At 60.2% G+C, this 22,322-nt stretch carries 20 protein-coding genes, 1 tRNA gene and 1 other RNA gene; 11 read left to right on the top strand and 11 right to left on the bottom strand.

Going from position 1 to position 22,322, the window contains the following annotated elements; translation table 11 throughout:
• From F4V54_RS03710 to F4V54_RS03730, 5 genes are all read right to left on the bottom strand, one after another.
• Positions 1–136, bottom strand: a 136-nt coding sequence (locus F4V54_RS03710) for a transposase (RefSeq protein WP_150386286.1), incomplete at its 3' end; no start/stop codon positions are given.
• 477 nt (positions 137–613) lie between these two features.
• Positions 614–1,729 carry a hypothetical protein gene (locus tag F4V54_RS03715; protein ID WP_150386287.1) on the bottom strand — a complete coding sequence of 372 codons (1,116 nt, stop codon included), beginning with the start codon at positions 1,727–1,729 and terminating at the stop codon, positions 614–616.
• Between the two features lie 9 nt (positions 1,730–1,738).
• Positions 1,739–2,920: a M20/M25/M40 family metallo-hydrolase gene (locus F4V54_RS03720; protein ID WP_150386288.1), complete on the bottom strand. Its 1,182-nt coding sequence runs from the start codon at positions 2,918–2,920 to the stop codon at positions 1,739–1,741.
• Between the two features lie 130 nt (positions 2,921–3,050).
• Complete coding sequence (locus tag F4V54_RS03725; RefSeq protein WP_150386289.1) at positions 3,051–4,688, bottom strand: hypothetical protein; 1,638 nt, start codon at positions 4,686–4,688, stop codon at positions 3,051–3,053.
• 14 nt (positions 4,689–4,702) lie between these two features.
• Positions 4,703–5,350, bottom strand: a complete 648-nt coding sequence (locus tag F4V54_RS03730; protein ID WP_150386290.1) for a DUF3558 family protein — start codon at positions 5,348–5,350, stop codon at positions 4,703–4,705.
• Positions 5,351–5,599: 249 nt separating this feature from the next.
• Here F4V54_RS03730 and F4V54_RS03735 point away from each other — a divergent pair, with 249 nt between their 5' ends.
• The 3 genes from F4V54_RS03735 (at position 5,600) to F4V54_RS03745 (ending at position 7,860) form a co-directional block, all read left to right on the top strand.
• Complete coding sequence (locus F4V54_RS03735) at positions 5,600–6,421, top strand: serine hydrolase domain-containing protein (RefSeq protein ID WP_150386291.1); 822 nt, start codon at positions 5,600–5,602, stop codon at positions 6,419–6,421.
• A gap of 7 nt (positions 6,422–6,428) precedes the next feature.
• On the top strand, positions 6,429–7,322 hold the full coding sequence (locus F4V54_RS03740; RefSeq protein ID WP_150386292.1) for a trimeric intracellular cation channel family protein: 894 nt from the start codon (positions 6,429–6,431) through the stop codon (positions 7,320–7,322).
• A gap of 190 nt (positions 7,323–7,512) precedes the next feature.
• Positions 7,513–7,860 carry a hypothetical protein gene (locus F4V54_RS03745; protein WP_249041222.1) on the top strand — a complete coding sequence of 116 codons (348 nt, stop codon included), beginning with the start codon at positions 7,513–7,515 and terminating at the stop codon, positions 7,858–7,860.
• A gap of 57 nt (positions 7,861–7,917) precedes the next feature.
• Here the strand turns inward: F4V54_RS03745 and F4V54_RS03750 are convergent, their stop codons facing one another.
• On the bottom strand, positions 7,918–8,280 hold the full coding sequence (locus tag F4V54_RS03750; RefSeq protein ID WP_150386293.1) for an acyl carrier protein: 363 nt from the start codon (positions 8,278–8,280) through the stop codon (positions 7,918–7,920).
• A 36-nt stretch (positions 8,281–8,316) separates the two neighbouring features.
• On the opposite strand from F4V54_RS03750, the gene F4V54_RS03755 reads away from it, so the two are divergent.
• Positions 8,317–9,318 carry an alpha/beta fold hydrolase gene (locus tag F4V54_RS03755; protein ID WP_150386294.1) on the top strand — a complete coding sequence of 334 codons (1,002 nt, stop codon included), beginning with the start codon at positions 8,317–8,319 and terminating at the stop codon, positions 9,316–9,318.
• Here the strand turns inward: F4V54_RS03755 and F4V54_RS03760 are convergent.
• Together F4V54_RS03760 and aceE are read right to left on the bottom strand one after the other, a co-directional pair.
• The gene (locus F4V54_RS03760) at positions 9,315–10,826 is read right to left on the bottom strand and encodes a flavin-containing monooxygenase (RefSeq protein ID WP_150386295.1); all 1,512 of its coding nucleotides are present in this window, start codon (positions 10,824–10,826) and stop codon (positions 9,315–9,317) included. The genes F4V54_RS03755 and F4V54_RS03760 overlap by 4 nt on opposite strands.
• 80 nt (positions 10,827–10,906) lie before the next feature.
• Positions 10,907–13,714: a pyruvate dehydrogenase (acetyl-transferring), homodimeric type gene (gene aceE / locus F4V54_RS03765; protein ID WP_150386296.1), complete on the bottom strand. Its 2,808-nt coding sequence runs from the start codon at positions 13,712–13,714 to the stop codon at positions 10,907–10,909.
• Between the two features lie 153 nt (positions 13,715–13,867).
• Here aceE and F4V54_RS03770 point away from each other — a divergent pair, with 153 nt between their 5' ends.
• Together F4V54_RS03770 and F4V54_RS03775 are read left to right on the top strand one after the other, a co-directional pair.
• The gene (locus F4V54_RS03770; RefSeq protein WP_102724533.1) at positions 13,868–14,296 is read left to right on the top strand and encodes a DUF3052 domain-containing protein; all 429 of its coding nucleotides are present in this window, start codon (positions 13,868–13,870) and stop codon (positions 14,294–14,296) included.
• 104 nt (positions 14,297–14,400) lie between these two features.
• Positions 14,401–14,476, top strand: a tRNA-Val gene (locus F4V54_RS03775).
• Positions 14,477–14,676: 200 nt separating this feature from the next.
• On the opposite strand, the gene F4V54_RS03780 is transcribed toward F4V54_RS03775, so the two are convergent.
• On the bottom strand, positions 14,677–15,639 hold the full coding sequence (locus tag F4V54_RS03780) for an SURF1 family cytochrome oxidase biogenesis protein (RefSeq protein ID WP_249041223.1): 963 nt from the start codon (positions 15,637–15,639) through the stop codon (positions 14,677–14,679).
• Positions 15,640–15,644: 5 nt separating this feature from the next.
• Positions 15,645–16,112, bottom strand: a complete 468-nt coding sequence (locus tag F4V54_RS03785; protein ID WP_150386297.1) for a low molecular weight protein-tyrosine-phosphatase — start codon at positions 16,110–16,112, stop codon at positions 15,645–15,647.
• Between the two features lie 84 nt (positions 16,113–16,196).
• Here F4V54_RS03785 and F4V54_RS03790 point away from each other — a divergent pair, with 84 nt between their 5' ends.
• The 5 genes from F4V54_RS03790 to F4V54_RS03810 all read left to right on the top strand — a co-directional run bounded on the left by F4V54_RS03790 (position 16,197) and on the right by F4V54_RS03810 (position 21,056).
• Positions 16,197–17,357: a Nif3-like dinuclear metal center hexameric protein gene (locus tag F4V54_RS03790; RefSeq protein WP_150386298.1), complete on the top strand. Its 1,161-nt coding sequence runs from the start codon at positions 16,197–16,199 to the stop codon at positions 17,355–17,357.
• A gap of 16 nt (positions 17,358–17,373) precedes the next feature.
• The gene (locus tag F4V54_RS03795) at positions 17,374–18,051 is read left to right on the top strand and encodes a zinc ribbon domain-containing protein (RefSeq protein WP_150386299.1); all 678 of its coding nucleotides are present in this window, start codon (positions 17,374–17,376) and stop codon (positions 18,049–18,051) included.
• Between the two features lie 3 nt (positions 18,052–18,054).
• On the top strand, positions 18,055–19,182 hold the full coding sequence (locus F4V54_RS03800) for a bifunctional RNase H/acid phosphatase (protein ID WP_150386300.1): 1,128 nt from the start codon (positions 18,055–18,057) through the stop codon (positions 19,180–19,182).
• A 44-nt stretch (positions 19,183–19,226) separates the two neighbouring features.
• Positions 19,227–19,632, top strand: an RNA gene (rnpB, locus tag F4V54_RS03805) — RNase P RNA component class A.
• A 26-nt stretch (positions 19,633–19,658) separates the two neighbouring features.
• Positions 19,659–21,056 carry an RNB domain-containing ribonuclease gene (locus tag F4V54_RS03810; RefSeq protein WP_150386301.1) on the top strand — a complete coding sequence of 466 codons (1,398 nt, stop codon included), beginning with the start codon at positions 19,659–19,661 and terminating at the stop codon, positions 21,054–21,056.
• Here the strand turns inward: F4V54_RS03810 and F4V54_RS03815 are convergent.
• A complete protein-coding gene (locus F4V54_RS03815; RefSeq protein WP_150386302.1) occupies positions 21,053–22,309 on the bottom strand; it encodes a galactokinase family protein in 1,257 nt (418 codons plus the stop codon). The two genes, F4V54_RS03810 and F4V54_RS03815, sit on opposite strands and share 4 nt — an antisense overlap.
• Positions 22,310–22,322 lie beyond the last annotated feature (13 nt).

The following is a 22,322-nucleotide window of genomic DNA, read 5'->3' on the forward strand; positions in this document are numbered from 1 at the left end:
CGTACTGCTTAAGCCAAGAGAAAAGTGATGAACGATTGACTCCAAGCTCTGCTGAAGCCGCGTGAAGTGTGAGATCCTCATTGTTTTCGTAGAGGGCCACAGCATCACGTTTGAACTGTTCGGAGTACCTAGGCATGGTGGTAGATTACCTTTCTTCTCAACCCAACTGGGCTGGATATCAGGTGTCTACCTAACGGGGGTCAGGTCCGTTCAACGTGCTGCAGGATGGCAACCGCCTCCGTTTCGTCGGCGAGAATCGACGCGACGATTCCCATACCGTTGGGCCTGTAGGCTTCACGGGAAAACCCGTTGGCGACAACCCTGCCGAGTGGCAACCGGGTAGGTTTAATGGCAATGAGGCCCGCTGGTTTTACGGTGGCGCCCAGTTCAATGCTGGGGACACTAAGAGGGGCAAGTTGCCAAAGGTGACTTTGAAGCTCAAAGCCACCGGCGCTCCTGGTAGCACCGCTCAAGCGACAATCCGGAATGCTGATGCGAAGAACAATCCGCCAGAAGCATTTGTCCAGGGGCTTCTGAACGGCAAGATTGTTGGGAAGACATTCAACGGTTTGGCTCGCTGTGGCCTTTCCGAGGACTACACGGGGAGTGGCGCTCAAAAGGCGCCGGCCACACCATTTCCAGCAGTGACAATCGTGGAAAAGCCGGAACCGACCCCAGAGCCGTCGCCGGAACCCTCCGAAGAGCACACTCCAGAACCACCGAGTTCGGAGCCAACTTCTTCTGAATCAAAGCCGACGAAGAAGACTGAGCCATCGTCGACCAAGGAGCCAGAACCATCAACGACCGATCCGACAACATCTTCTCCTGAGACGCCGACGAAGGAGACTGAGCCGCCGACGGAAACGAAGCCTTCCGAGGATCCGAAGCCGTCGACTACGAGCACCGAGCCGACGAGAGAGCCGGAATCAACGAGGGAGTCTTCGACGACGACTAAGGCGCCGGAACCATCCGAAGATCCAACACCGGAAGCACCGAGCTCGGAGCCAACGTCCTCTGAAACAGAGCCGACGAAGGAGTCTGAGACATCGACGAAGGAAACTGAGCCATCGTCGTCCACCAGCACGGAGCCCACATCGACGACCACGAAACCGTCGACTACGAGCGCTGAACCGACGAAGGAAACGAAGCCTACTGAGGAGCCGAAACCGTCGAACACAAGCACTGAGCCGACGAAGCAATCCGAGACACCGACCACTGAGACGACGACTTCTGAGGAATCGGAAACATCAACGACGGAGCCGACAGCTACTTCGTCTGAGACCTCCACTGAGACTGAACCAACCAAGGAGTCTGAGACACCGACGAAGGAAACGAAGCCTTCCGAGGGTACGAAGCCGTCGACTACGAGCACCGAGCCGACCAAGGAATCGGAGCCGTCGGAGGAATCCGAGACGCCGACCATTGAGACGACGACTTCTGAGGAATCGGAAACATCAACGACCGAGCCGACACCTTCTGAGACCGAGCCGTCTTCTGAGACCGAGCCAACCAAGGAGACTGAGACACCCGCGGAAACCACGACTCCGACGACTACTTCGGAGAAGCCGGCACCGCAGGACGGGTCTTCGGGTTCCAGTGAAGGTTCATCTTTCTTCGGGATGTCTTCGGACCCAGTGATGAGGGGCTTGTATGTTGCCTTCTGGGTTGCGTTGGGGCTGATCGGTTTGACTGCGTTTGGTAACTGGCTGAAGCAGAACTGCGACGTCAAGTGGCCGCTTTAAACCACTGGGCCCTTGATGGTGGCGATGGTGTTTGCCAGCAGCGCAGTGAAGAAGGGCACTGAGTCGGGGTAGACGTACTCGTAGCGGGCGTGCGCGCCCGCGCCACCGGCGCCGAGTCCGCAGACGACGGGAACGCCGATGGCGGAGATGAAGTTCGCATCGGAACCGCCACCGACGGCGATGCCCTGCAGGTCAGCGTGGTCAAGCAGAGTGGCTTGGGTTTTGAGGAGTTGGAACAGGGCTTCGGTACCGGCGGTGTGCTGCATGGGAGGGCGGTTCCAGCTGCTCTTCACGGCGATGGACACGCGGGGGTCGGAGGGGGTGATGGAGGCTAGGGCGGCGTCGATACGCTCTGTTTCCTCCGGAATCCAATGGCGGACGTCGATTTTCGCGGAGGCTGTACCCGCGACAACGTTGGCGCTTGATCCGCCGGTGATGACACCTACGTTGACCGTCGTGCCCTTGTTTGGGTCGCCGAGCTTCGCGGCTTCGAGACAGAATTCCATCAAGGCGATGATGGCGCTGGCGCCTTTCTCCGGTTCGAGACCCGCGTGTGCTTCAATCCCTGTTGCTGTGACGGTGATGTCGCCGATGCCTTTGCGCGCGACCTTCACGTTGCCGTCCACGCTGGCTTCCAGAACGAATGCGGCATCGACGCCACGGGCAGCGTCTTCGATGATGTGTTGGGAGGCAGGCGAGCCGATTTCCTCGTCGCCGTTGAAAATATAGGTGACGTCTGGGTGGGGGAGGCCGGCGCTCCGAAGCAATTTGAGCGCCCATATGCCCTGCGTGAGACCTATTTTCATGTCGAACAACCCCGGTCCGGACAGTCGTTCACGCGGGTCCTCATGGGGCAGCGGATTCCACGCAGCCACCGTTCCTGCAGGCCACACCGTGTCATAATGCCCCGCAATCACCACACGGCCAGGCAGACTGCCACGATACGTGCGCACCACAATGTCGCCGAGCTCGTCGCCGCTGAAACGCTCCTGCTCATCGGGGGCACCAAGTCGCCTATCGACGACCCCCAGCAACCCCTCCAGCCCCTCATCCAGCCCCGGTTTATCAAAGCTGTACGTCTCTATGTTCACTAGCGAGAAGGCATCCGCGAGCATGTCATCGATTGCTTCCTCGGCGACGGACAAAGGCAGGCGTGGGTTCTGTGCTGGATTCGTCATGGCTCCGATTGTGCCAGCGCTGGAAACTTCTGTACCCCACTCCTGCTCTCTCCACTCTCCAGAATCGTGCACAGCTCCTATTAAATGCCGAGGAATGCTACGAACACCGGGAAGTTAGGCGCACAGATGCCTAGCGTTTGGGTTCGCGTACCCATGCGCCGATGACGCCGGGGACGACTTCGGGTGCTTCACCAAGGAGTGCTTTGAGGTTGCCTTCACGTTCTACTGCTGAGGTGACTGCTTGTACCCGGCCACGCTTTTGCTGTCCGTTCCGCCCACCGCGGCCAGCACCAGCAGCAGGACCCATGCCGTACCCACCACCAGTGATACCGGCAGCTCCGCCGGTTCGTGGGTTTGCACCTGGGCTACCGGCACCCACACCACCGGTCCCAGCACCGGCCCCGTTGCCTGGTGCTGGTCCCACACCCCCGGTACCTGCACCGCCACCGGTTCCTGGTGGGGTACTAAACCCACCTCGGACACCTAGTGCACCAGAACCACCTGCGCCTGCTCCGGCCCTGCCACCAGCACCGACACCACCGTTCAACCCTGCGGCACCACGCCCGGCAAGAGGCATAGCCCCACCAAGCCCGCCAACGGCACCGGCTGCACTACCAGTGAGCGCACTCGCACTCGCACTCGCACTCGCACCGGCACCACCAGTTAGTGCGCCACCTAGCGCACCGACTGGTGGTAGTGATGGGGCAGTGGCACTGGCTACCTGGGTGGGGGTAGCACCAGAGGCAATCAAATCCAACATATCCGGATTCGGTTTGCCTACCTGCTCCACGATCTCAGCCGGGGTTGTGGCATGCGTGAGATCACCCCAGCCTGTATGAGCTAATGCTTTGTTGACTACCTGTGGTAGCGCTTCGCGGGTGAACTCCGGGACCCCTCCATGAGCCGCTCCGTCGTCCATGATGTGGCTAGACCCTGGCTTCATCGGTGGCAGTAGTGATTCAAAGGTCGGCACCGTGGGTGCTAGCTGTGTTGTCAGCCGTGGCCCAAACGTACTTAAAAATACTTCTTCCAGGCTTTTTGATGCCACAGGATCAGCTGTACTACGGACGGCACCTAAGGCTGCGGCAGCCTCTACGGCAGTAGCCTGACTGAGCGTTGCTAGCCCACCAGTATGACTGCCCAACATGTGGGACTTAGCTGCATAATGGCGCCCCATGACGTCGACAAACTCCACGTTTGCTATCGCGTTGTGTATCGCATCAGTTTCAGCTGAGGTCGACAACAACCCCATAGCCCCAGGAAGTTCCCCCAACGCCTGAACCAACACAGAAGCAGTGGAAAACCAGTTCTGTGAAATGTCGAACATTGATGTGAAATCTGTTGCCGCTAATTGTGAGACCAGTACCTCTAGATTCGCTGGTCGGCCCGCAACGGGAAAGGCAACATGAAAAGGATTCGACTGCGGCCGCTCCAGTGGCGATAACGCCACTGGACTAGAGACATTTCCTGCAGCAGAACGGAAAGACTCCCCAATGCCCGCATCCACCGAAACAAACCCATCAACCTGCTGGTGCAGCAACTCAGCAGCACTAGCAAAAAATTGAGCTAACCCCCGGGTTGCTTCAGGCTCACTAACCGAACTAATCGCCTGATGCATCTGCCCCGCCTGATCCAAACCAGAGACAACAGAAAAAGGGGCAGGGTTCAGTGTGCGTACAGCAGCATGCGCTCCTGTGAGTAGTTGAGAGACGTGATCTAGTGAGTTTGTTGCCCGTTTAACGGCCTCGATGTCCAAGTACATGCTCATATATAATCCCCGATCTAATTTCTTTCATTTTGGTATAGCTCTTCGATAATTTGAACTGCGGATAAACACAGTTCATCGAGTCCGATGGGCTGAGTTCCCTCATCAACCACAATCGAAAGTTGGCCACGCACAGTATCAACGGCTGCCACGCAAGCTAGGCCACCTTCCCCTTGCCCCCTATAGGTAATGAGTCCTGGAATAGCCTCTGACGCTGAATCACTGATCAACACATTCGGTGCATCTTCTACTAGAGAGCGCGTGACGGTAGTCATGACGATCGCGTATCCCCTGTGAGTATCGCGACCTGTAAGCCCACAACCTGCCCCGCCACCGGGAGGAACCGCATGGTGTTGTATGGTTTTGAACCCTAATAGCGCGAATTCCTCAGCGGAAATCTCTTCACAGGGATTAAACATATTGTTCTTAACTGAGGTGGGGTCAAAATCCCCCAGAACCAAATCCCCACTAGCGAAATGAAACGCAGGTACATCCTCCTGTGCCGACTCTGATCCAGCGTCAGGCAACGCTGGTGCGGGTGCTTCTTCTTTTGGGCCTGTCTCAGGCAATGGACCGGTTTGTCCGAATAAGCCCGTCGCCGTGCAACTTGAAAGCAAGCACACAGCGGCTACAGCCGTGATGACAGTTGTTATCTGCTTGTGCATACAGCGATACCCCCGATTGTTGTGTTCCCCAGGCCAGTCCGAATCTCATCGGACACAAACAACAATGCCATGTTGTAAAGGCGAAGGAAACCTTTTTGTGTCCACTAAAGTGGACATCCTTCAAACCCGCTGTTGAAGCGTCGTCATCCTCAAATATTCGGCGGGATCACAAGGTCCGCGTGAGCTGATTCATTGCGTTGTCATGCACGTGCCTCAGTGTTTCCTCGGTGCCCGACTAGGCTGGCGGGCATGGAACTGAACTTGAACGGTCCGGGCTGGGACGATGCGAACGTGTCGGCGGCGTTGCTGTCGGGGGATGGCAGCGTGATGGTCGAGCAGGGAGACCAAGAGCGCATCTATGAGTTGGCGAGTGTGACCAAGCTATTGTCGGCCTACGCATTCCTCATGGCGGTGGAGGAGGGTGTCTTTGAGTTGGATACGCCGTGTGGGCCGGAGGGGTCAACGGTCCGTCACCTGTTGGCGCACGCATCTGGGGTGGGGTTCAACGACCGGAAGCCGCAGAAGAAGCCGGGGGAGCGGCGGATTTACTCCTCGGCGGGGTTCGAGATTTTGGCGGAGGCGTTGGAAAATGAAGCCGGTATGAGCTTCGCGGAATACGCTCGCCAGGGGGTGTTCGAGCCGCTGGGGATGCACAACACGGAGATTTACGGTTCCGCGGGTCACGGCGGCCGATCGACGGTAGCGGACCTGACAGCGTTTGCGAAAGAGCTGCTGGAACCGCAGCTGCTCGCGCCGGAGACGCTGGCCGAGGCGTACACCAACCAATTCGGAGACCTGCGCGGCATTGTTCCTGGTTATGGCATGCAAAAGCCATGCCCGTGGGGCCTCGGATTTGAGATCAAGGGGAAGAAAACACCTCACTGGACCGGGAACACTATGCCGCCGGAGACAGTAGGGCACTTCGGGATGAGTGGGACGTATGTGTGGGTGGTGCCGGGCGGGGGAGCGTCGATAAGCGCTGCGATGGTGGTCCTCACTGACCGTGAGTTCGGTGACTGGGCGAAACCCCTGTGGCAAGAAACGAACACTCGGATCTACCGCTCGCTATGATGACCTCGTGTATTTCGGAGGAATCGATAACGCGGTAGGCCAAGCCATCGCGATTCTGGATCTCATCGGCGTGTTCTTGAACGCACTGATCGGTGGGACGGTTGCGCGGCGATTGCGTTTCGACGCCGTCGGGTTCATGCTCATCGCCATCATCTCCGCCATGGCTGGTGGCATGATGCGCGATGCGCTGATTGGCAACACCCCCGTCGCCGCACTGTCGGACCCGTGGTACATCAGTATCGCGCTCGTCGGTGCGGCCGTGGCATTCCTCATGAACCTACGTGGCTACGTGTGGGAACTCACGCGATTCCACGCTGACATGGTGATTCTCGGCGTGTGGTGCACCACCGGCACCGTGACCGCGCTGGGGATGGGAGTGACCTGGATCGGCTGCATCCTAATGGGGGTGATGACCGCGACGGGTGGCATGGTGATCCGCGAGGTGCTTATCGGGCGCATCCCGCGCATCCTCAACGACCAGCAAATGTACGTCGTGCCGGCGATCGTTGGGTCCGCAACAGCCCTGACACTGTATCAGGTTGCGGACCCATCCGTTGCGCTCGTGGTTGCACCACTGACCGCATTCACCCTCGGTACCGTTGCGTACTGGGCCAAGTGGTACGTGCCCGCCAGCAATGAGGCCGGCCGCTTTGACATCTGGATGACCAAACTTGTGCGCACACTGGAACCCAACAAAGTGCGTGAGTGGCGCCGAGAAAAAGAAGCCACCATGCGCGACGACCCGCTTGCCGACGACGGCGTGATGCCCACCAAAGGCGAAGTCCGCGAGCAGCTGGCGGGTACGAGGGAACCTACCCCCGAAGAGTTCCTCGCCGCCTTGTTCCGCGTCTATGTTGAACGGCATGGGGAGGGCTCGTCGGAGGGCTGGGCGAGGGATTAATGCGTTACTAAAGCTCAAGTGCAGCTTGAGGGAATGGGGGGATAAAGCGCAGGTTGAGGGTTGTCCATGTGGCTAAAGGGAAGGAACAATTGCCGTGAGTCACATGAGGGCGTAGGGGAAGACGAGCCTCGTCTTGACGTAACAGCTGTACATGCTGTGTGCGTTACTAATGAAAGGACCGATCCCCGCCATGACAACAACACTCATCGCCCCTACCTACGCGCGCCCCCTGCCATGCCAGAGCCCTATTCAGCGCGCAGTACTGACGATCCATGGAATGCCGCGGCACCTTCGTCTCCGCGTTGAAGAGCTCATGGCTGTGCACCTTAGTCCGCCTGCAGCGCCGGTGGATGAACCTCTGCTACTGGATCCGGAAGACGTCTGGGACACCATCTGGTTCACTCGTTGGCGCAATGACGGTTCCAGCCAAACTATCGGTTGCCGAGAGGTGATTGTGGCGCCAGCCCACGAGTTGGCCGAGTTCCGCGCCCATCTGGCCGAGCTTGCCGGGACTTTCCGCTTCCACGCGAGTGTCTAGGGGCCTTTAGTGAAGGATCTGACATGGCCCCGCTGCAGGTGGCGGTGAAAGCCCAGGTCAGTTCTTCGTGGCGTCAGTGGAGCGTGCGAATCTTTCACTCGCATCGGCAAGATAATGGGCCATGTCCCCCAGCGTGTCCCAGGAACTGAACAAATCCTCGTTGATGCGCACCCCAAAGTGATCCTCAGCGCGCACGACGAACTCGATCTGGGTAAGGGAATCCACGTCCAGGCCATCGAGCGTGTCTGCAGGGGAGACTGACTCGGCATTCTCTGCAACACCGACCTTGACCAACAGTGCACCTAGCTGCGCGAATGCGTCGCCATCGCGGGGGATATCCTGCAATTCGGACTCATCACCGGGGGACTTGGGGGTATCAAAACCAAACTTGGCAAGGTCTAGGCGTTGGGAAAGCTCCATGCGGCCATTGTGCCACTAGCGGTTACGATCAACCGCATGTCCATTGCCCGGAATCTGCGCGCTTTCCTAGAGATCAGTACCCCTGCCTGGGATCGTGCACGCCGGGCCGAAAGCGGTGCCCCGGGGTTAACCGGCATGCAGGAGGGGACAACACACAACGGGTCAATCGCGGTGCATTGGTATGAGTCGGGTCCACAGGACGCGGAGTTGACCGTTGTATACGTGCATGGCTTCAATATTTCTTCGCAGTCGTTTTATCTGCAAGAACAGGCTGTTAGATCAGCGGGTGTCCGCCAGTTGCTTGTCGACGTCCGCGGCCACGGCAACACCGCCACCGACACTGTAGCGACGTTCGGGGCAGCCACACCCACAGAGTTGAACGTGGATGGCGCTGCCGATGACGTGATGGCGGTGATCAGAGACCGCGGTGTCATGGGCCCGGTGATTGTGGTGGGTCACTCCTTAGGCGGGCCGGTTTCTTTGTCTCTGATTCGCCGCTATGCCGGCGAGTCGGAGGGGTTTAATTTGGCTGGCAGTGTGCAGATCTCGTCGGCCGTGGACCCATTCACGGAACGTGGCATGCCGCAGGCCTTGGGTGGCGGAGTAGGAACGCTTCTGTACCGCGCTGTGCAGGCGATGCCGGGCTTGTCCGAGGCAGTGCGTGTTGGGGTGACCTCGGCATTGGCACCATTATTAGCGGTGGGGTTTTATGCAGGGCACGTGCCGTGGGAGATCATCCGCTTCCATGCAGAGATGATCCAAGACACTCCGCTGCGTACCTACGAGGGGTTCTTCCCGGATTTGCGCGAGCACTCGGAACGGGCCACGGCCGAAAAACTCCAGGGTGTTCCCGGCTACATTGTGGTCGGAGAGCTTGACACAGTGGCGCCACTGGAACAATCAGAAGCGCTCCACGAGGTGTGGCCGGACGCTGCCCTGCAAGTACTGCCACGGTCGGGTCATATGCCGCCGTTGGATGCGGCGGGGGCAGTGACGGCAGCGATTATCCGGTTAGTGAATAAGCTCCAAGCACCTTAGGAAAACACCATGTCCTTGCGCAGGTCGGTGCTCTTGCGGCCCCAGGTCCGGTATTCGTGGATGTAGTCCTGGGTGAACGTCCAGGGATCCGCTTCGGCTTGGGTGGGCAGGTCCTTGCGGGCGCGGACGAGGTAGCCAGAATCCATGTTGAGCAGTGGGGCATTGGCGGTGAGGTGTGCGGGGAAGCGGGGCGTGGCGGTGGTGTAACCGTCGGAGGACATGAGCTTCCACAATCGACACATGTAGCGGGATACGAGGTCTGCGCGTAGGGTCCAGGACTGATTGAGGTAGCCCACCGTGAAGGAGAAGTTGGGCAGCCCATCCACCATAAGTCCGCGGTAGGCCACGGCGGAAGGAATCGGCTTTTTCACACCATCCACCGATATTGTGGCGCCACCAAAGACCTGAATATCCAGGCCAGTGGCGGTGATGATGACATCTGCCGGCAGGAAGGAACCGTCCTGGAGCTGGATGCCATCTTCTTTCACGGTGGCGATCTTTCCGGTCACAACCTTGGCGCCGTTCTGGATGGCCTTGAAAAAGTCGCCGTCCGGGGATTTGCACACGCGTTGGTCCCACGGGGCGTATGGCGGGTTGAAGTGGGCCATGATGTCCTTAAATGGGATGTACAAGCGGTTGAGAAGCATGAAGTAGCCGCGCGCCAGACGCGGGAACCCTTGGCACAGCCAGTACTGCATCATGTCGCGCCCGATGTGCAGGGCGCGCGCGGTGGAGAGGGCGCGCTGCTCCGGCATGAGCTTCGTGGTCACGGCGGTGATGTTGTCCCGATTGGGCAGTGGCGCCACGTAGGTGGGGGTGCGCTGCAGCATGGTTACATCCGCACCAGCTTCATGCAGAGCGGGCAGCAACGTCACGGCTGTGGCGCCGGAGCCGATGATGATGCCTTTCTTCCCCGCCATGTCCAGGTTCTCCGGCCAGTGCTGTGGGTGGATGAGGGTGCCGTGGAAGCGCTCCATGCCAGGGATTTCCGCCGTGAACCCACGGTTATGTTTGTAGTATCCGGAGGAAAAATGCAGGTGCTTTGTCCACACGGTGTGTTCAGTCAGGGTCACATCCTCGGGTGCGTGGCCTTCGGGGATTGGTTGGCCATCACTGCGGGTCAACATGGTTACTTCCCACAGGCCTGCCGAGGAATCAAAGTTCGCGCTCTTCACCCAGGTGTGTAGGGTCAGGCGCTCAAAGACCCGTTCTTCACGCGCGACATCCTCGATGTATTCCTGGATTCGTTCGCCCGACCCAAGGCTGCCCTTGTGAGGCCACCGCTTGAACGGAAAGGAGAACGTGGCCATGTCCGAATCAGAGCGAATCCCCGGGTACGTAAACGTCACCCAGGTGCCGCCGACAGCCTTATTGGAATCAACAATCTGCCAATTCCACTCCGGAAAATTCGCATTCACGTGGTGAGCGAGGTCGATGCCACTGAGCCCAGCACCGACGATCAACAGGTCTAACGGCTGCTGGCGGGAGGATGAATGCAATCGGCTCATGGGGTAGACGATAACAAGTAATTAGCTCTGCCAAATTAAAACAGGCTAATTGCCTATTCGGGTCTACCCCACGAAAGCACCTACTCCACCGCGTTTTCTTCGCCCTGATCGGAGCCGGAGTGGGTGGGGGAGGCGGCCGTCGGATCGTCGACAAGCAAATCCTTCGCTGCTTGCGCGGCGATGGAGATATCCAGCTTGCCTTCATCCGCGAGCGCCGTGAGTGCGGCCACAACCATGGATTCCGCATCAATGTTGAAGTAGCGGCGAGCAGCTTCGCGCGTATCGGAGAAGCCGAAGCCATCCGCACCGAGCACCACGTACCGGCCTGGCACATAAGGGCGGATCTGCTCGTGGAGGTCCGTGGAGAAGTCGCTGGTAGCGATGTACGGGCCCGACGTCTGCTTCAACTGCGTGGTGGCAAACGCCTCACCCGGATCTTGGTCCGGGGTGTGGATGCGGGCCTTGTTCCGCGCAGCACCATCCCGTGCCAGCAACGTCCACGAGGTCACGGAGTACACAGACGCACCTACCCCGTAGTCTTCTTGCAGAATCTGCTGCGCGCGCAGTGCCCACTGCATACCTACACCCGAGGCGAGCAAGGAGACGTTGTTCTCCTTCTCCTCACCACGATCGAACAGGTAGATGCCCTTGTGCAAGCCCTCAACGTCGAGGTTCTCCGGGCGTGCCGGCTGGTGGATCGGCTCGTTGTACACGGTGAGGTAGTACATGACATTCTCCCCGCCGTCCTTGCCATACATGCGCTCAATGCCACGATGAATGAGGTATGGCAATTCGTACGCAAACGCTGGATCGTATGGCACAACCGCAGGGTTCGTCGACGCCAGAACAGGGGAGTGCCCATCCATGTGCTGCAGGCCCTCCCCGAACAGGGTCGTGCGGCCTGCCGTTGCACCCACGATGAAGCCACGCCCCATCTGATCACCAGCAGCCCAGAAATTATCGCCCGTGCGCTGGAAACCGAACATGGAGTAGAAGATGTACATGGGGATCATGGGCTCACCATGCGTCGCATAGCTTGTCGCTGCTGCAATAAAGCTTGCCGACGACCCGTCCTCATTAATCCCCTCATGCAAAATCTGCCCGTCCGTGGCTTCGCGGTAGGACAGCTGCAGATCATGGTCGACCGGAACGTAGTTCTGGCCCTTGGGGTTGTAAATCTTCAGCGTGGGGAACCAGGAATCCAGACCGAAGGTGCGTGCCTCATCCGGAATGATGGGCACCACGCGCTTGCCGATCTCCTTGTCGCGCATCAGCGCCTTGAACGTGCGCACCAACGCCATAGTGGACGCCACCTTCTGGGGACCCGAGTCCTTGAACAGCGCCTTGAAGGTCTTTTCAAAATCCGGCATCTCCAGCGGCGTGTACGCTTCTCGACGCTCCGGTAAGTACCCGCCCAGCTCCTTGCGGCGCTCGATCATGTACTTGACCTCGTCCGAGTCTGGGCCCGGGTTGTAGTACGGCGGGAGGTACGGGTCCTTCTCCAACTCCTCATCCGTGATCGGGATTTCCTGCTTATCGCGGAAGAGCTTCAGATCATCCAGCGTGAGGTTCTTCATCTGGTGGGTCGCGTTGCGGCCCTCGAAGTTGTGGCCCAGGCCGTAGCCCTTGATAGTCAGAGCCAGGATGACCGTCGGTTTTCCGTTCTTGGTCTCCAGTGCCTTCTTGTAGGCGGCGTAGACCTTGCGGTAATCGTGGCCGCCGCGGCGCAGATTCCAGATCTCCTCATCCGTCATGTCTTCCACGAGCTTCGCCGTGCGCGGGTCGCGGCCGAAGAAGTGCTCGCGGACGTAGGCGCCGTCATTGGCCTTGAACGTCTGGTAATCGCCGTCCTTGGTGGTGTTCATGATGTGGACGAGAGCGTTATCCTCATCCTTCTCCAGCAGCTCATCCCACTCACGGCCCCAGATCACCTTGATCACGTTCCAGCCGGCGCCCTTGAAGAAGGACTCCAGCTCTTGGACGATCTGGCCGTTGCCGCGCACCGGGCCGTCGAGACGCTGCAAGTTGCAGTTCACCACAAACGTGAGGTTGTCCAGCTCATAGAGGCTAGCCATCTGGAGCAGACCGCGGGATTCCGGCTCATCCATCTCACCATCACCGAGGAATGCCCAAACGTGCTGCTGGTCCGTGTCCTTGATCCCGCGGTCCTGCAGGTACTTGTTAAAACGTGCCTGGTAAATCGCATTCATCGGGCCCAAGCCCATGGACACGGTGGGGAACTCCCAGAACTTCGGCATGTCGTGCGGGTGTGGGTACGAGGGCATACCAACGTCGGGGCGCGACTTCTGCTGGCGGAAGCCATCCATCTGCTCCTCGCTCAGGCGGCCCTCCAGGAACGCGCGAGCATAAATACCCGGGGAGGCGTGACCCTGCACAAAGATCTGGTCACCGCCCTGCGGCGCATCCTTGCCGTGGAAGAAGTGGTTGAAACCAACCTCATACAGCGCTGCTGCTGAGGCGTAGGTGGAAATGTGGCCACCAACTTTGATACCTGGGCGCTGCGCACGGTGCACCATGATCGCCGCGTTCCACCGAATCCAACGGCGGTAGCGCTTCTCCATCTCCTCATCGCCAGGGAAATCCGGTTCCAACTTTGTGGGAATGGTGTTCACAAAATCCGTCGACGTCAACGCCGGCAACGGCACACGCTGGGCAGAGGCGCGCTCCAGCAGGCGAAGCATGAGATAGCGGGCACGCTCCGGGTCCGAATCCTCCAACAGGCCATCCAAGGAATCGATCCATTCCTGAGTTTCCTCCGGGTCTGGATCGTGCATGTAGGAAGCAACCCCATCACGAATGAGCGGGATGTTCGTATCCTCTGCGTGTGGAGTTGTGAGGTCAGGGTTGTCCGAATTCGTGTCGGCCATTGGGTACCTCCATAGACATGTGAACGTGGTGCAAAGAAGTGGGCCAAAAGGCCCTAAGTACACGTTCGAGGATACTACTTTTGCGCAGAGCCACCCGAAGTTCACTATTCCCCCAAGATGCGCGGTATCCTGGCTATATCCATATCCGACGCAATGGGAGGCAATTCGACAGTGGGCGCCACTGGTGCTGTGAACTACGTAGACAAGCTGGGAATTTCTACAGACGATGTAGTCCAGGAACTCGGGTGGGACGAAGATTGTGATTCGTCCTTGTCCGAAGCCATCGAGGACCACATCGGGGAACTCCTGCTTGATGAAGACACAGATGAGCTTTGCGACGTTGTCCTTCTCTGGCACCGAGCCGGCGACGATGACCTCGTTGATGTCCTCGTCGACGCGGGCCGTAACCTTGGCGATGGTGGACGTATCTGGCTCCTCACCCCAGGCGCGAACAAGCCCGGAGAGGTGCACCCAGGCGACATCTCTGAATCTGCCCAGCTTGCAGGCCTTCTGCAAACCAAGGCTGACCGCGTAGGCGACTGGCAAGGATCCTGCCTCCGCAGCGCCGGCGCGAAGCGTTAACTGGTCCGGGCCGTCGAAGCTCTGACCGGTAAAGCGCTGACCGGCCCTTTTGTTCAGATCGTTGGGGGCGTGTTAATGTTCACCCCACGTGTTCATTCATGTGCGCGCCGTTAGCTCAGCTGGAAGAGCAACTGGTTTACACCCAGTAGGTCGGCGGTTCGAGCCCGTCATGGCGCACCAGCTCACAGCCACTTTCCGCTCAATGGGGAGTGGCTGTTGGTTTGCCCTAGGGCGCGCACCTGTCACCTGTAAAAGATTACATGGCGAAAAATCGGTTCATCTAAAACTGGTTCATCTGAAACCTGGGGTAGCGCATTTCTGCAGCCGGCTAGGCGCGTGTCAGGGTGGGGAGGGCTGTGGGAGGCCTAGTGTCGCCTGGCCTAGAACCCCTTGTGGCCCTTCTCTGCCCACGGGTTCTTGCGGGATTGGCCGTAGCGCGCCCGGGCCGGGGCCGGGGCAGCGGCAGAGACTTCGGGGGTGGTAGAAGAGGCAGGCTCATCAGGTGAAGCGGCAGTGGGGTCGGAGAAACCGGAGGAGTCAGTAGAAACTCTGGTCAACGCTTCCATCTCCCGCTGTTCGTCGCGGTAGCGGCGGCGTTCCCGGATTTCGGAGTAGAGGAAGTAGGCGAGTCCGGCAGGCGCCATGATGCCGAAGGCGATCCACTGCAGACCGTAGGAGAGGTGGTTGCCGCGGTCGAGCATGGGCAGGGGGATGGGGTTGAGGACACCGGGTTGGTCGGAAAGCAACTGGGCATAGGGGCTGACCAGGTCTTGGGAGGTGACCTCGGCAATTTGAGGGGTGTGGATGGTTTGGACCATGGTGTAGCCCTGCTCCTCAAGCGGAGTGCTCTCCGTGGCGGGGTCGGAGGTGCGTAGCATCGCCGACAGGGTGGTGTTACCGGTAGGCACAGGGTCCAAAGGGGGAACGCGGGTACCGCCCTCAGCAGCGGGGACCCAGCCGCGGTTGACCAGGATGGTATCGCCGGAGTCCAAAGTGAAAGGCACGAGCGATTGGAAAGCAGGGGTGCCGTCCACCGGGCGCAGGCGCAGGAGGATTTCACTGTCCGGGTTGTAGTGCCCGGTCATGGTCACACGTGTCCATTCCTTCTCGGGGGTGTATCCCTCAGCCAGGATGGTGTTGACGTCGACCGGGTCGGCCTCGAATGCCGCTTCGATTCGCTGGTTGCGTTCTTTAATGTCGTGGTCTTTGTTCAGTTGCCACGGAGACAACCAGGTGATGGCAAACCAGGAGAAGGCGATGGCCAAAATGGCGGCGATGACCCAGCCGGGGTTCACAAAAGACTTCCACAGTGGTTTGGTGGTCTGGCTGTTCGAGGTGGTCACGGCGCCTACTCTACTCGCTCGCGGACCCAGTCCAGAATGCCATCGGCGGCGGCTTCGATCTGCTGGCGGGTGATGGTGAAGCCTTCGGGGCCGCCGTAGTATGGGTCTTCCACGCCAGCGCCTGACGGGGCAGCGGGGTCAAAAGAACGCAGCAGGCGGATCTTCTCTTCGGGCACGCCTCGGGCCGCAAGTTCGGAGACGTGTCGGGTGTCTAGCGCCACGATGAGGTCGGCGTTCATCTGCGTGCCACCAAACTGCTGGGCGCGGTGGGTGGAGCCGTCATAACCAGCGGCGGCAAGCTCAGCCACAGCCCGGTGATCTGCGGGGTTGCCCACATGCCAGCCGCCGATGCCGGAGGAGGTGACGCGGATGTGGGGGTCCAGGGAGGCGTCGATAAGCTTCTGGCGAATGATGACTTCCGCCATGGGCGAACGGCAGATGTTGCCTGTGCACACGAAATCGATGTGAATCATGGGGTCTCCTTGGGTGAGAAATTCGTTCCACCCAGCATGACAGCGGGGCGGGACGCCGGCAATGCGTCCCCTAGACTTGGGTGCATGACTGATAGGACTGTCGGCGAGATTGTTGCCGCGTTGGAGGAGGCGTACCCGCCGAACCTCGCGGAGTCGTGGGACGCGGTGGGGCTGATCTGTGGGGACCCGGCGGAGAAGGTGTCTAAGGTGGCCTTCGCGCTGGATTGCACGCAGGCGGTCGCGGATCGTGCGGTGGAGTTGGGGGCGGATCTTCTGGTGGTGCACCACCCGCTGTTGCTGCGTGGGGTGAGCTCGGTGGCGGCGAATACGCCGAAGGGCAAGGTCATTCACACGTTGGTGCGTGGCGGCTGCGCGCTGTTTGCGGCGCACACGAATGCGGATTCCGCGCGCCCGGGAGTCTCGGACAAGCTCGCTGAGCTGGTGGGTATCACACCGGGCCGCCCGATCAAGGTCGTTGAGCCGAACTCGACGGATCTGTGGGGCGTGCACGTGCCCGCCGCGCATGCACAGGAGATGCTGGAGAAGCTTTTCGACGCTGGCGCTGGCACCATCGGCAACTACTCCCACTGCAGCTTCGCGTGGGATGGTTCCGGTGGTTTCACCCCGGAGGACGGGGCGGATCCTACTGATGGTGTGGTGGGGGAGCACTACTCGGCGAAGGAAACGCGAGTGCAGTTTGTGGCGCCGACGAAGCTGCGCGCACGGCTGGTCAGCGTGCTGCGTGAGGTGCACCCGTATGAGGAGCCGGCGTTTGATGTGGTCACCCTCGAGTACACCGGGGACATCAACACTGCCACCGGTTTGGGCCGCGTGGGTGAGCTGCCGGAGGCGATGACCCTGCGCGAGTTCACCCAGCAGGTGGCCAACGCCTTGCCGGTCACGGAGTGGGGCGTGCGCGCTGCGGGGGATCCGGAGCAGATGGTGAAGAAGGTCGCGGTATCCTCCGGTTCCGGCGATAGCTTCTTGGGGGATGTGGCCCGCCTGGGGGTGGATGTGTACGTTACTTCAGATCTGCGCCACCACCCAGTGGATGAGCATCTGCGCGCCGGCGGTCCCGCCGTCATTGACACTGCGCACTGGGCTAGCGAGTTCCCGTGGACCTCGCAGGCCAGCGAGGTTGTGGCCACGGCCTACCCGGATGTACAAACGGAGATTATCTCCCTGCGCACGGATCCATGGACGATCTCTGCGCACGCCAACAACGAGACCAACGAGACAAATTAAGTAGGAGTTTGACCCCATGCACTTGGACATTGATAAGCAGCGCACCCTGCTCGCTCTCGCTGAGGCGGAGCGTAGTGCAGCGAACCCGGCTCCGAACTCTCCGGAGGAGCAGGAGCTGGCGGAGTTGTTGAAGAAGCGCCCGGGCCTGGTGAATGCGTCTGCGGCCGCACAGCTTGCTGTGGATGATCTGGAGGCTGAGATCCTGCGCATCCAGGAGGATGAGCGCAAGCTGAAGAAGCGCGAGCTGGATGACAAGCGGCAGTTGACGGCGGAGACGGATCCGGAGCGTCGCAAGGATTTGGAACATGACCGTTACGCGGCGAAGTCCCGCATTGCTGATCTGCTCTACGAACTCAAGGAGGCGCACGGCGAGGTCAAGGCTCTGCGCAATAACCGCGATGTGCACGGTGCGAAGTTGGATGAGCTGGACCGCAAGATCGAGGCAGCCCAGCGCGCAGTGGATGCGTTGCCGGAGAAGGAGCCGGTGAACACAGAGGAGCTGCGCGCGCAGCTGCCGGCATCCATTCTGGGCGTGTACGCCACGGTGGGTGCTGCGCACTTCAACGGCCGCACGTGTGGTTCCTGCTTCATTCAGCTGCCGCCAGCTGAGCGCAATGAGATCCTGGCCGTCCCAGCAGATGAGCTTCCCACCTGCCCCAATTGCGGCACGTTGCTCGTGCGTGACAGCGAGTAGCGCATGAAAATCACCATCTACGCCGACGGTGGTTCCCGCGGGAATCCGGGGGTTGCGGGGTCGGGCAGTGTGCTTTTCGACGCTACCGGGGCACCCCTCGCCGAAATCGCCTACGTCGTTGGTCAAGATGCTTCCAACAACGTGGCCGAGTACCACGGCCTGCTGCGCGGCCTCGAGGCAGCGCGGGATCTAGGGGCGACAGAGGTGGATGTCTTCATGGACTCCAAACTCGTCGTGGAGCAGATGTCTGGCCGGTGGAAGATCAAGCACCCAGACATGAAGAAGTTGGCGCTGGAAGCCCGTGATCTGGCGCAGAGTTTCCAGAGCGTGTCCTACAACTGGGTGCCGCGAGAGAAGAACAAGAAAGCCGATGAGCTATCGAACGTGGCCATGGATGCCGCTGCGAAGGGGGCCAAGCCGGGCATCATTGATGTCGGCCAGGAACCTGCGAAGGCTACGAGCGGCAAGAGCCATGTGGTAGCCAGCCCCGCCCATTGGCACGGCACGGATGCACCGCGCACACGCTTTGTGCTGCTGCGCCACGGCCAGACGGAACACTCCGCGGACAAGCGCTACAGCGGTTCATCGGACCCCCAGCTGACGGAGTTGGGCTGGAAGCAGGCGCGCCGGGCAGCGGAGGCTGTGTCCAAGCTGGGGCAAATTGACCGCATCATCGCATCTCCCACCACACGTACCCAGGAAACCGCGAGTGCGTGCGCGGAGGCCCTCGGCGTCACCGCCGGGGATGTGGTCACCGTGGATGGGTTCCGGGAAGTGGACTTCGGGGACTTCGAGGGGCTCACCAGGGATGAAGCGCAGGAAAAGTATCCGGACGAATTCGCCGCATGGCAGGCCAGCACCACGCAGGCGCCGCCGAACGGGGAATCCCTGAGTGCTCTGCATCGCCGCATCACCCGCGCCCGCTTGAAACTCCAAGAGGAGTACGAGGGCGAAACGGTACTGGTGGTTACCCACATGACCCCCATCAAGTCCGTCATCCGGCAGGCGCTGGAATCCGGCCCGAACACGTTTAGCCACGTGTTCTTGGACCTCGCCTCCATTTCCATCATCGAGTTCTACGGGGAAATGGGCGTGGTGCGCTGCGTCAATGACGTCGCTCACTTCCGCTAGATTTCCATGAAATACGCACGGGCAGAGTACAGTGGCGGTGCGAGTGAGTCGGCCGGGTGATCGCGGCGTCCTGTACCGCCACGCATGTGGGCAGGCAGGGGTCGAGGAAAGTCCGGACTCCACAGGGCACGGTGGTTGTTAACGGCAACCCGGGGCAACCCGCGGGAAAGTGCAACAGAGAGCAGACCGCCCGGGTATCCGGGTAAGGGTGAAAGGGTGCGGTAAGAGCGCACCGGCGGCGGTGGTGACACAGCCGGCCAGGTAAACCCCACCGGGAGCAAGGCAAGAGCCGCTGTCTTTTGGGCAGCGGTTGTCGGATGTGAAGGCGGCCCGCTAAGTCCGAAGGTAGCTGCTTGAGGCGCCCAGCAATGGTCGCCCTAGATGGATGATCACCACCTCCACGTGAACCACGTGGAGAGACAGAATCCGGCTCATAGGTCGGCTCACTCGCCCAGTTTCTGCCAGAATGGGCCGACATGAAGCTTTACGCAGCGCCACTTGATTTCCGCCCGATCGCCACTGAATTCAAGGTGCCCACGGATTTCACGCCCGAATTGCACGAGGCAGCTGCGCACGCGACGGACAGGTATGCAGATGTGCGTATCGACGCCCGCTGGATCCCCCTCGTCACCATCGACCCCGCCAGCTCCAAGGACTTGGACCAGGCAGTGGCCATTGAGCGCCGAGGCGAAGGCTTCCGCGTGTACTACGCCATCGCGGATGTGGCAGCATTCATTGAGCCGGGTGGTGTTTTACATCAGGAATCACTCGAGCGAGGCCAAACCATCTACCTGCCGGATGAACCCGCGCGATTGCATCCGGAGGAGTTGAGTGAGGGGTCGGCGTCGCTTCTGGCGGACGTCGATAGGCCAGCTGTGCTGTGGACCTTCGACCTGGACGCGGCGGGCGAGATTGAGTCCGTGGACCTTGTCCGCGCGATGGTGCATTCGGTGGCGCGCTTGGATTATGACGGTGTGCAGGCGGACCTTGAAGCGGGCCAACTTCATCCCTCGATTGAGTTGCTCCCGCAGGTGGGGGAGTTGCGGGCGGCGTCGTCGTTACGCAGAAAAGCAATCAACTTGCGCCTCCCGTCCGTGCGCGTACGCGAAGGCGAAGGCGATGAGTATGAACTCATCATTGAGCCGCGCCACAAAGTGATGGACTACAACTCGGAGATCTCCCTGCTCACTGGCATGGCAGCCGGTCAGATGATGCAGGCGGCTGGAACGGGCTTTCTGCGCACGCTGCGACCGGCAGAAAACAGTGCTGAGCAGACCTTCCGTTCAGAAGCATGGGCACTGGGGTATGCGCTTGCACAAGACACGGACATCGGGCTGTTCCTGCACTCTGTAGATGCGGACACCCCGCGTGGCATGGCCATCATGCGTGAAGCGCAGAAGCTTCTGCGTGGCGCGGGATACGTGGATGTGGCGGAGAAGGAACCGGAGATTCACGCTGGCATTGGAGGCTACTACTCGCACGTGACCGCGCCGTTGCGTCGCCTGGTGGATCGCTATGCCACGGAGGTATGCCTGGCGTTAAGCGCCGGCACTGAGGTACCGCAGTGGGTGCGCGAGGATGCGCCGACGGTGCTGAAAACCATGATGCGCACAAACCAGTTGGCTAACACCGTGGATCGGGCCTGCCTTAACTTCACGGAGGCCACCGTGCTTCAACCGTGGGTCGGCCACAATTTCCAAGCTGTGGTCATGCAGACGAATGAATCCGCTGGCACTGCCCGCGTGTTCATCCTGGACCCGCCAGTTCTGGCCGAATGCGCAGGCCAACCCGCTGAAGCGACGGAAACAATGCTCTCCTTGATCCACGCAAACCCGCAGGAACGCGATGTACTCTTTGCGTGGCCGGCGGACTAGCCGTCCACGCTTGCAGGCTCGCCCTGCGTGACCTCCATGACGGCCAGGCCATCAGCGGCAAGATCCGCCATCAGGTTGTCCGCGTCTTTGGCTGGCACGTACGCGATGACTGCCTGCGACATCCCCGCTGCCGCCGGGCGGGCAGCACGCACCCCACGCAGGGTGAGTAGCTCTACCAGCTGCTCTGGCACGGGCAGCCCAGGGGTCTGTGCCGGAGTGTTGATGATTGCGAAGAATTCATCCCCATGCATGGAACGCAACGCCTTCGCAGCGAGGATGGCCTGGTTCGTCTCCGTCTCGCAGAACACCACCCAAGCACGAGCTGCCTCCAGCTTGGGTGCAGAATCGGCCCCGTTTACCTGGCGGCGAGCATCCACCCACTCCACCACGCGTTCTGAGGCCTCTGGCAACTGGCGCAAGGAACTGACACCGAAATTTGTGCAGGCATCATCGATGAACTGACGGCCCTTCGTCACAGAATCAGCCTTATCTGCGAAGACCTCGTCGAAACCTGCGGCCACCGCGAAGATGCGCACGTCTTCCCGGATCGGGTGCGGAGCCTGAGTCAAGGAACCATCCGCGTAATCGACAACGGAGACCGTTCCCCCAGCCCCCCGCATCGCAGCCGAATGACGGGAGCGCACCACGGGCACATCGGAGAAAGTCTTCGCTGACTGCGAGGCGATCTCGGCGAGGCGGGTGCGCAGGGGAGCAGTATCAATATCTGAATCATCCGCAAGCAACGCCAAGCACAATGCCGCGTCCGTGGCGTGAAGTGCACCCAAGCCGGAGCCCAGCGGGATGTCGGACACTACCGTGATATCCACACCGCTCGTGTCCCGGGAGAGCATTTGCCGACCAATCAAGGTGTTCACCAGACCACCCAAACGAACCGCCAAGCCGCGCGGAGGTTCATCTTGCGTTGATGGTGCGTCCGCAGCGGCAAAAGAACTAAAACCAGAATCGCTCAGCTGCGCCAGCTGCGCGCCCTCAACTTGATCAGCGATTTCCTGGCCCGCAAAATCTGTGTGCACTGCGATCATGTTGTCTACGCGAGGACTCACCGCAACCGCAGCCCGCACCCCCGCCAAGCCCACCACAGTAACCCCACCGAAGTGGTCAGCATTCTCGCCGATAACCATAAACGTGCCTGGCGCACTAGCTACATGGCGAGGGAAGTTTCCCGTCACGCTTTGGTGCAGCTGCTCCACGCGGGTGGTAGCGGGGGTCTGCGGTGCGGTCCACACAGGCATGGATAAAGTCCTT

Origin of the sequence: Corynebacterium tuscaniense, from assembly GCF_008693065.1 — a bacterium.
In the GTDB taxonomy this organism is placed as follows: Bacteria; Actinomycetota; Actinomycetes; order Mycobacteriales; family Mycobacteriaceae; genus Corynebacterium; species Corynebacterium tuscaniense.

Excerpts from the sequence above, each read along its gene's own strand:
- aceE (WP_150386296.1), bottom strand. The coding sequence starts at position 13,714 with ATGGCCGACACGAATTCGGACAACCCTGACCTCACAACTCCACACGCA.
- F4V54_RS03770 (WP_102724533.1), top strand. The coding sequence starts at position 13,868 with ATGGGAGGCAATTCGACAGTGGGCGCCACTGGTGCTGTGAACTACGTA.
- F4V54_RS03815 (WP_150386302.1), bottom strand. The coding sequence starts at position 22,309 with ATGCCTGTGTGGACCGCACCGCAGACCCCCGCTACCACCCGCGTGGAG.
- F4V54_RS03810 (WP_150386301.1), top strand. The coding sequence starts at position 19,659 with ATGAAGCTTTACGCAGCGCCACTTGATTTCCGCCCGATCGCCACTGAA.
- F4V54_RS03790 (WP_150386298.1), top strand. The coding sequence starts at position 16,197 with ATGACTGATAGGACTGTCGGCGAGATTGTTGCCGCGTTGGAGGAGGCG.
- F4V54_RS03750 (WP_150386293.1), bottom strand. The coding sequence starts at position 8,280 with ATGGAGCTTTCCCAACGCCTAGACCTTGCCAAGTTTGGTTTTGATACC.
- F4V54_RS03795 (WP_150386299.1), top strand. The coding sequence starts at position 17,374 with ATGCACTTGGACATTGATAAGCAGCGCACCCTGCTCGCTCTCGCTGAG.
- F4V54_RS03720 (WP_150386288.1), bottom strand. The coding sequence starts at position 2,920 with ATGACGAATCCAGCACAGAACCCACGCCTGCCTTTGTCCGTCGCCGAG.
- F4V54_RS03760 (WP_150386295.1), bottom strand. The coding sequence starts at position 10,826 with ATGAGCCGATTGCATTCATCCTCCCGCCAGCAGCCGTTAGACCTGTTG.
- F4V54_RS03725 (WP_150386289.1), bottom strand. The coding sequence starts at position 4,688 with ATGAGCATGTACTTGGACATCGAGGCCGTTAAACGGGCAACAAACTCA.
- F4V54_RS03785 (WP_150386297.1), bottom strand. The coding sequence starts at position 16,112 with ATGATTCACATCGATTTCGTGTGCACAGGCAACATCTGCCGTTCGCCC.
- F4V54_RS03745 (WP_249041222.1), top strand. The coding sequence starts at position 7,513 with ATGACAACAACACTCATCGCCCCTACCTACGCGCGCCCCCTGCCATGC.
- F4V54_RS03730 (WP_150386290.1), bottom strand. The coding sequence starts at position 5,350 with ATGCACAAGCAGATAACAACTGTCATCACGGCTGTAGCCGCTGTGTGC.
- F4V54_RS03755 (WP_150386294.1), top strand. The coding sequence starts at position 8,317 with ATGTCCATTGCCCGGAATCTGCGCGCTTTCCTAGAGATCAGTACCCCT.
- F4V54_RS03735 (WP_150386291.1), top strand. The coding sequence starts at position 5,600 with ATGGAACTGAACTTGAACGGTCCGGGCTGGGACGATGCGAACGTGTCG.
- F4V54_RS03800 (WP_150386300.1), top strand. The coding sequence starts at position 18,055 with ATGAAAATCACCATCTACGCCGACGGTGGTTCCCGCGGGAATCCGGGG.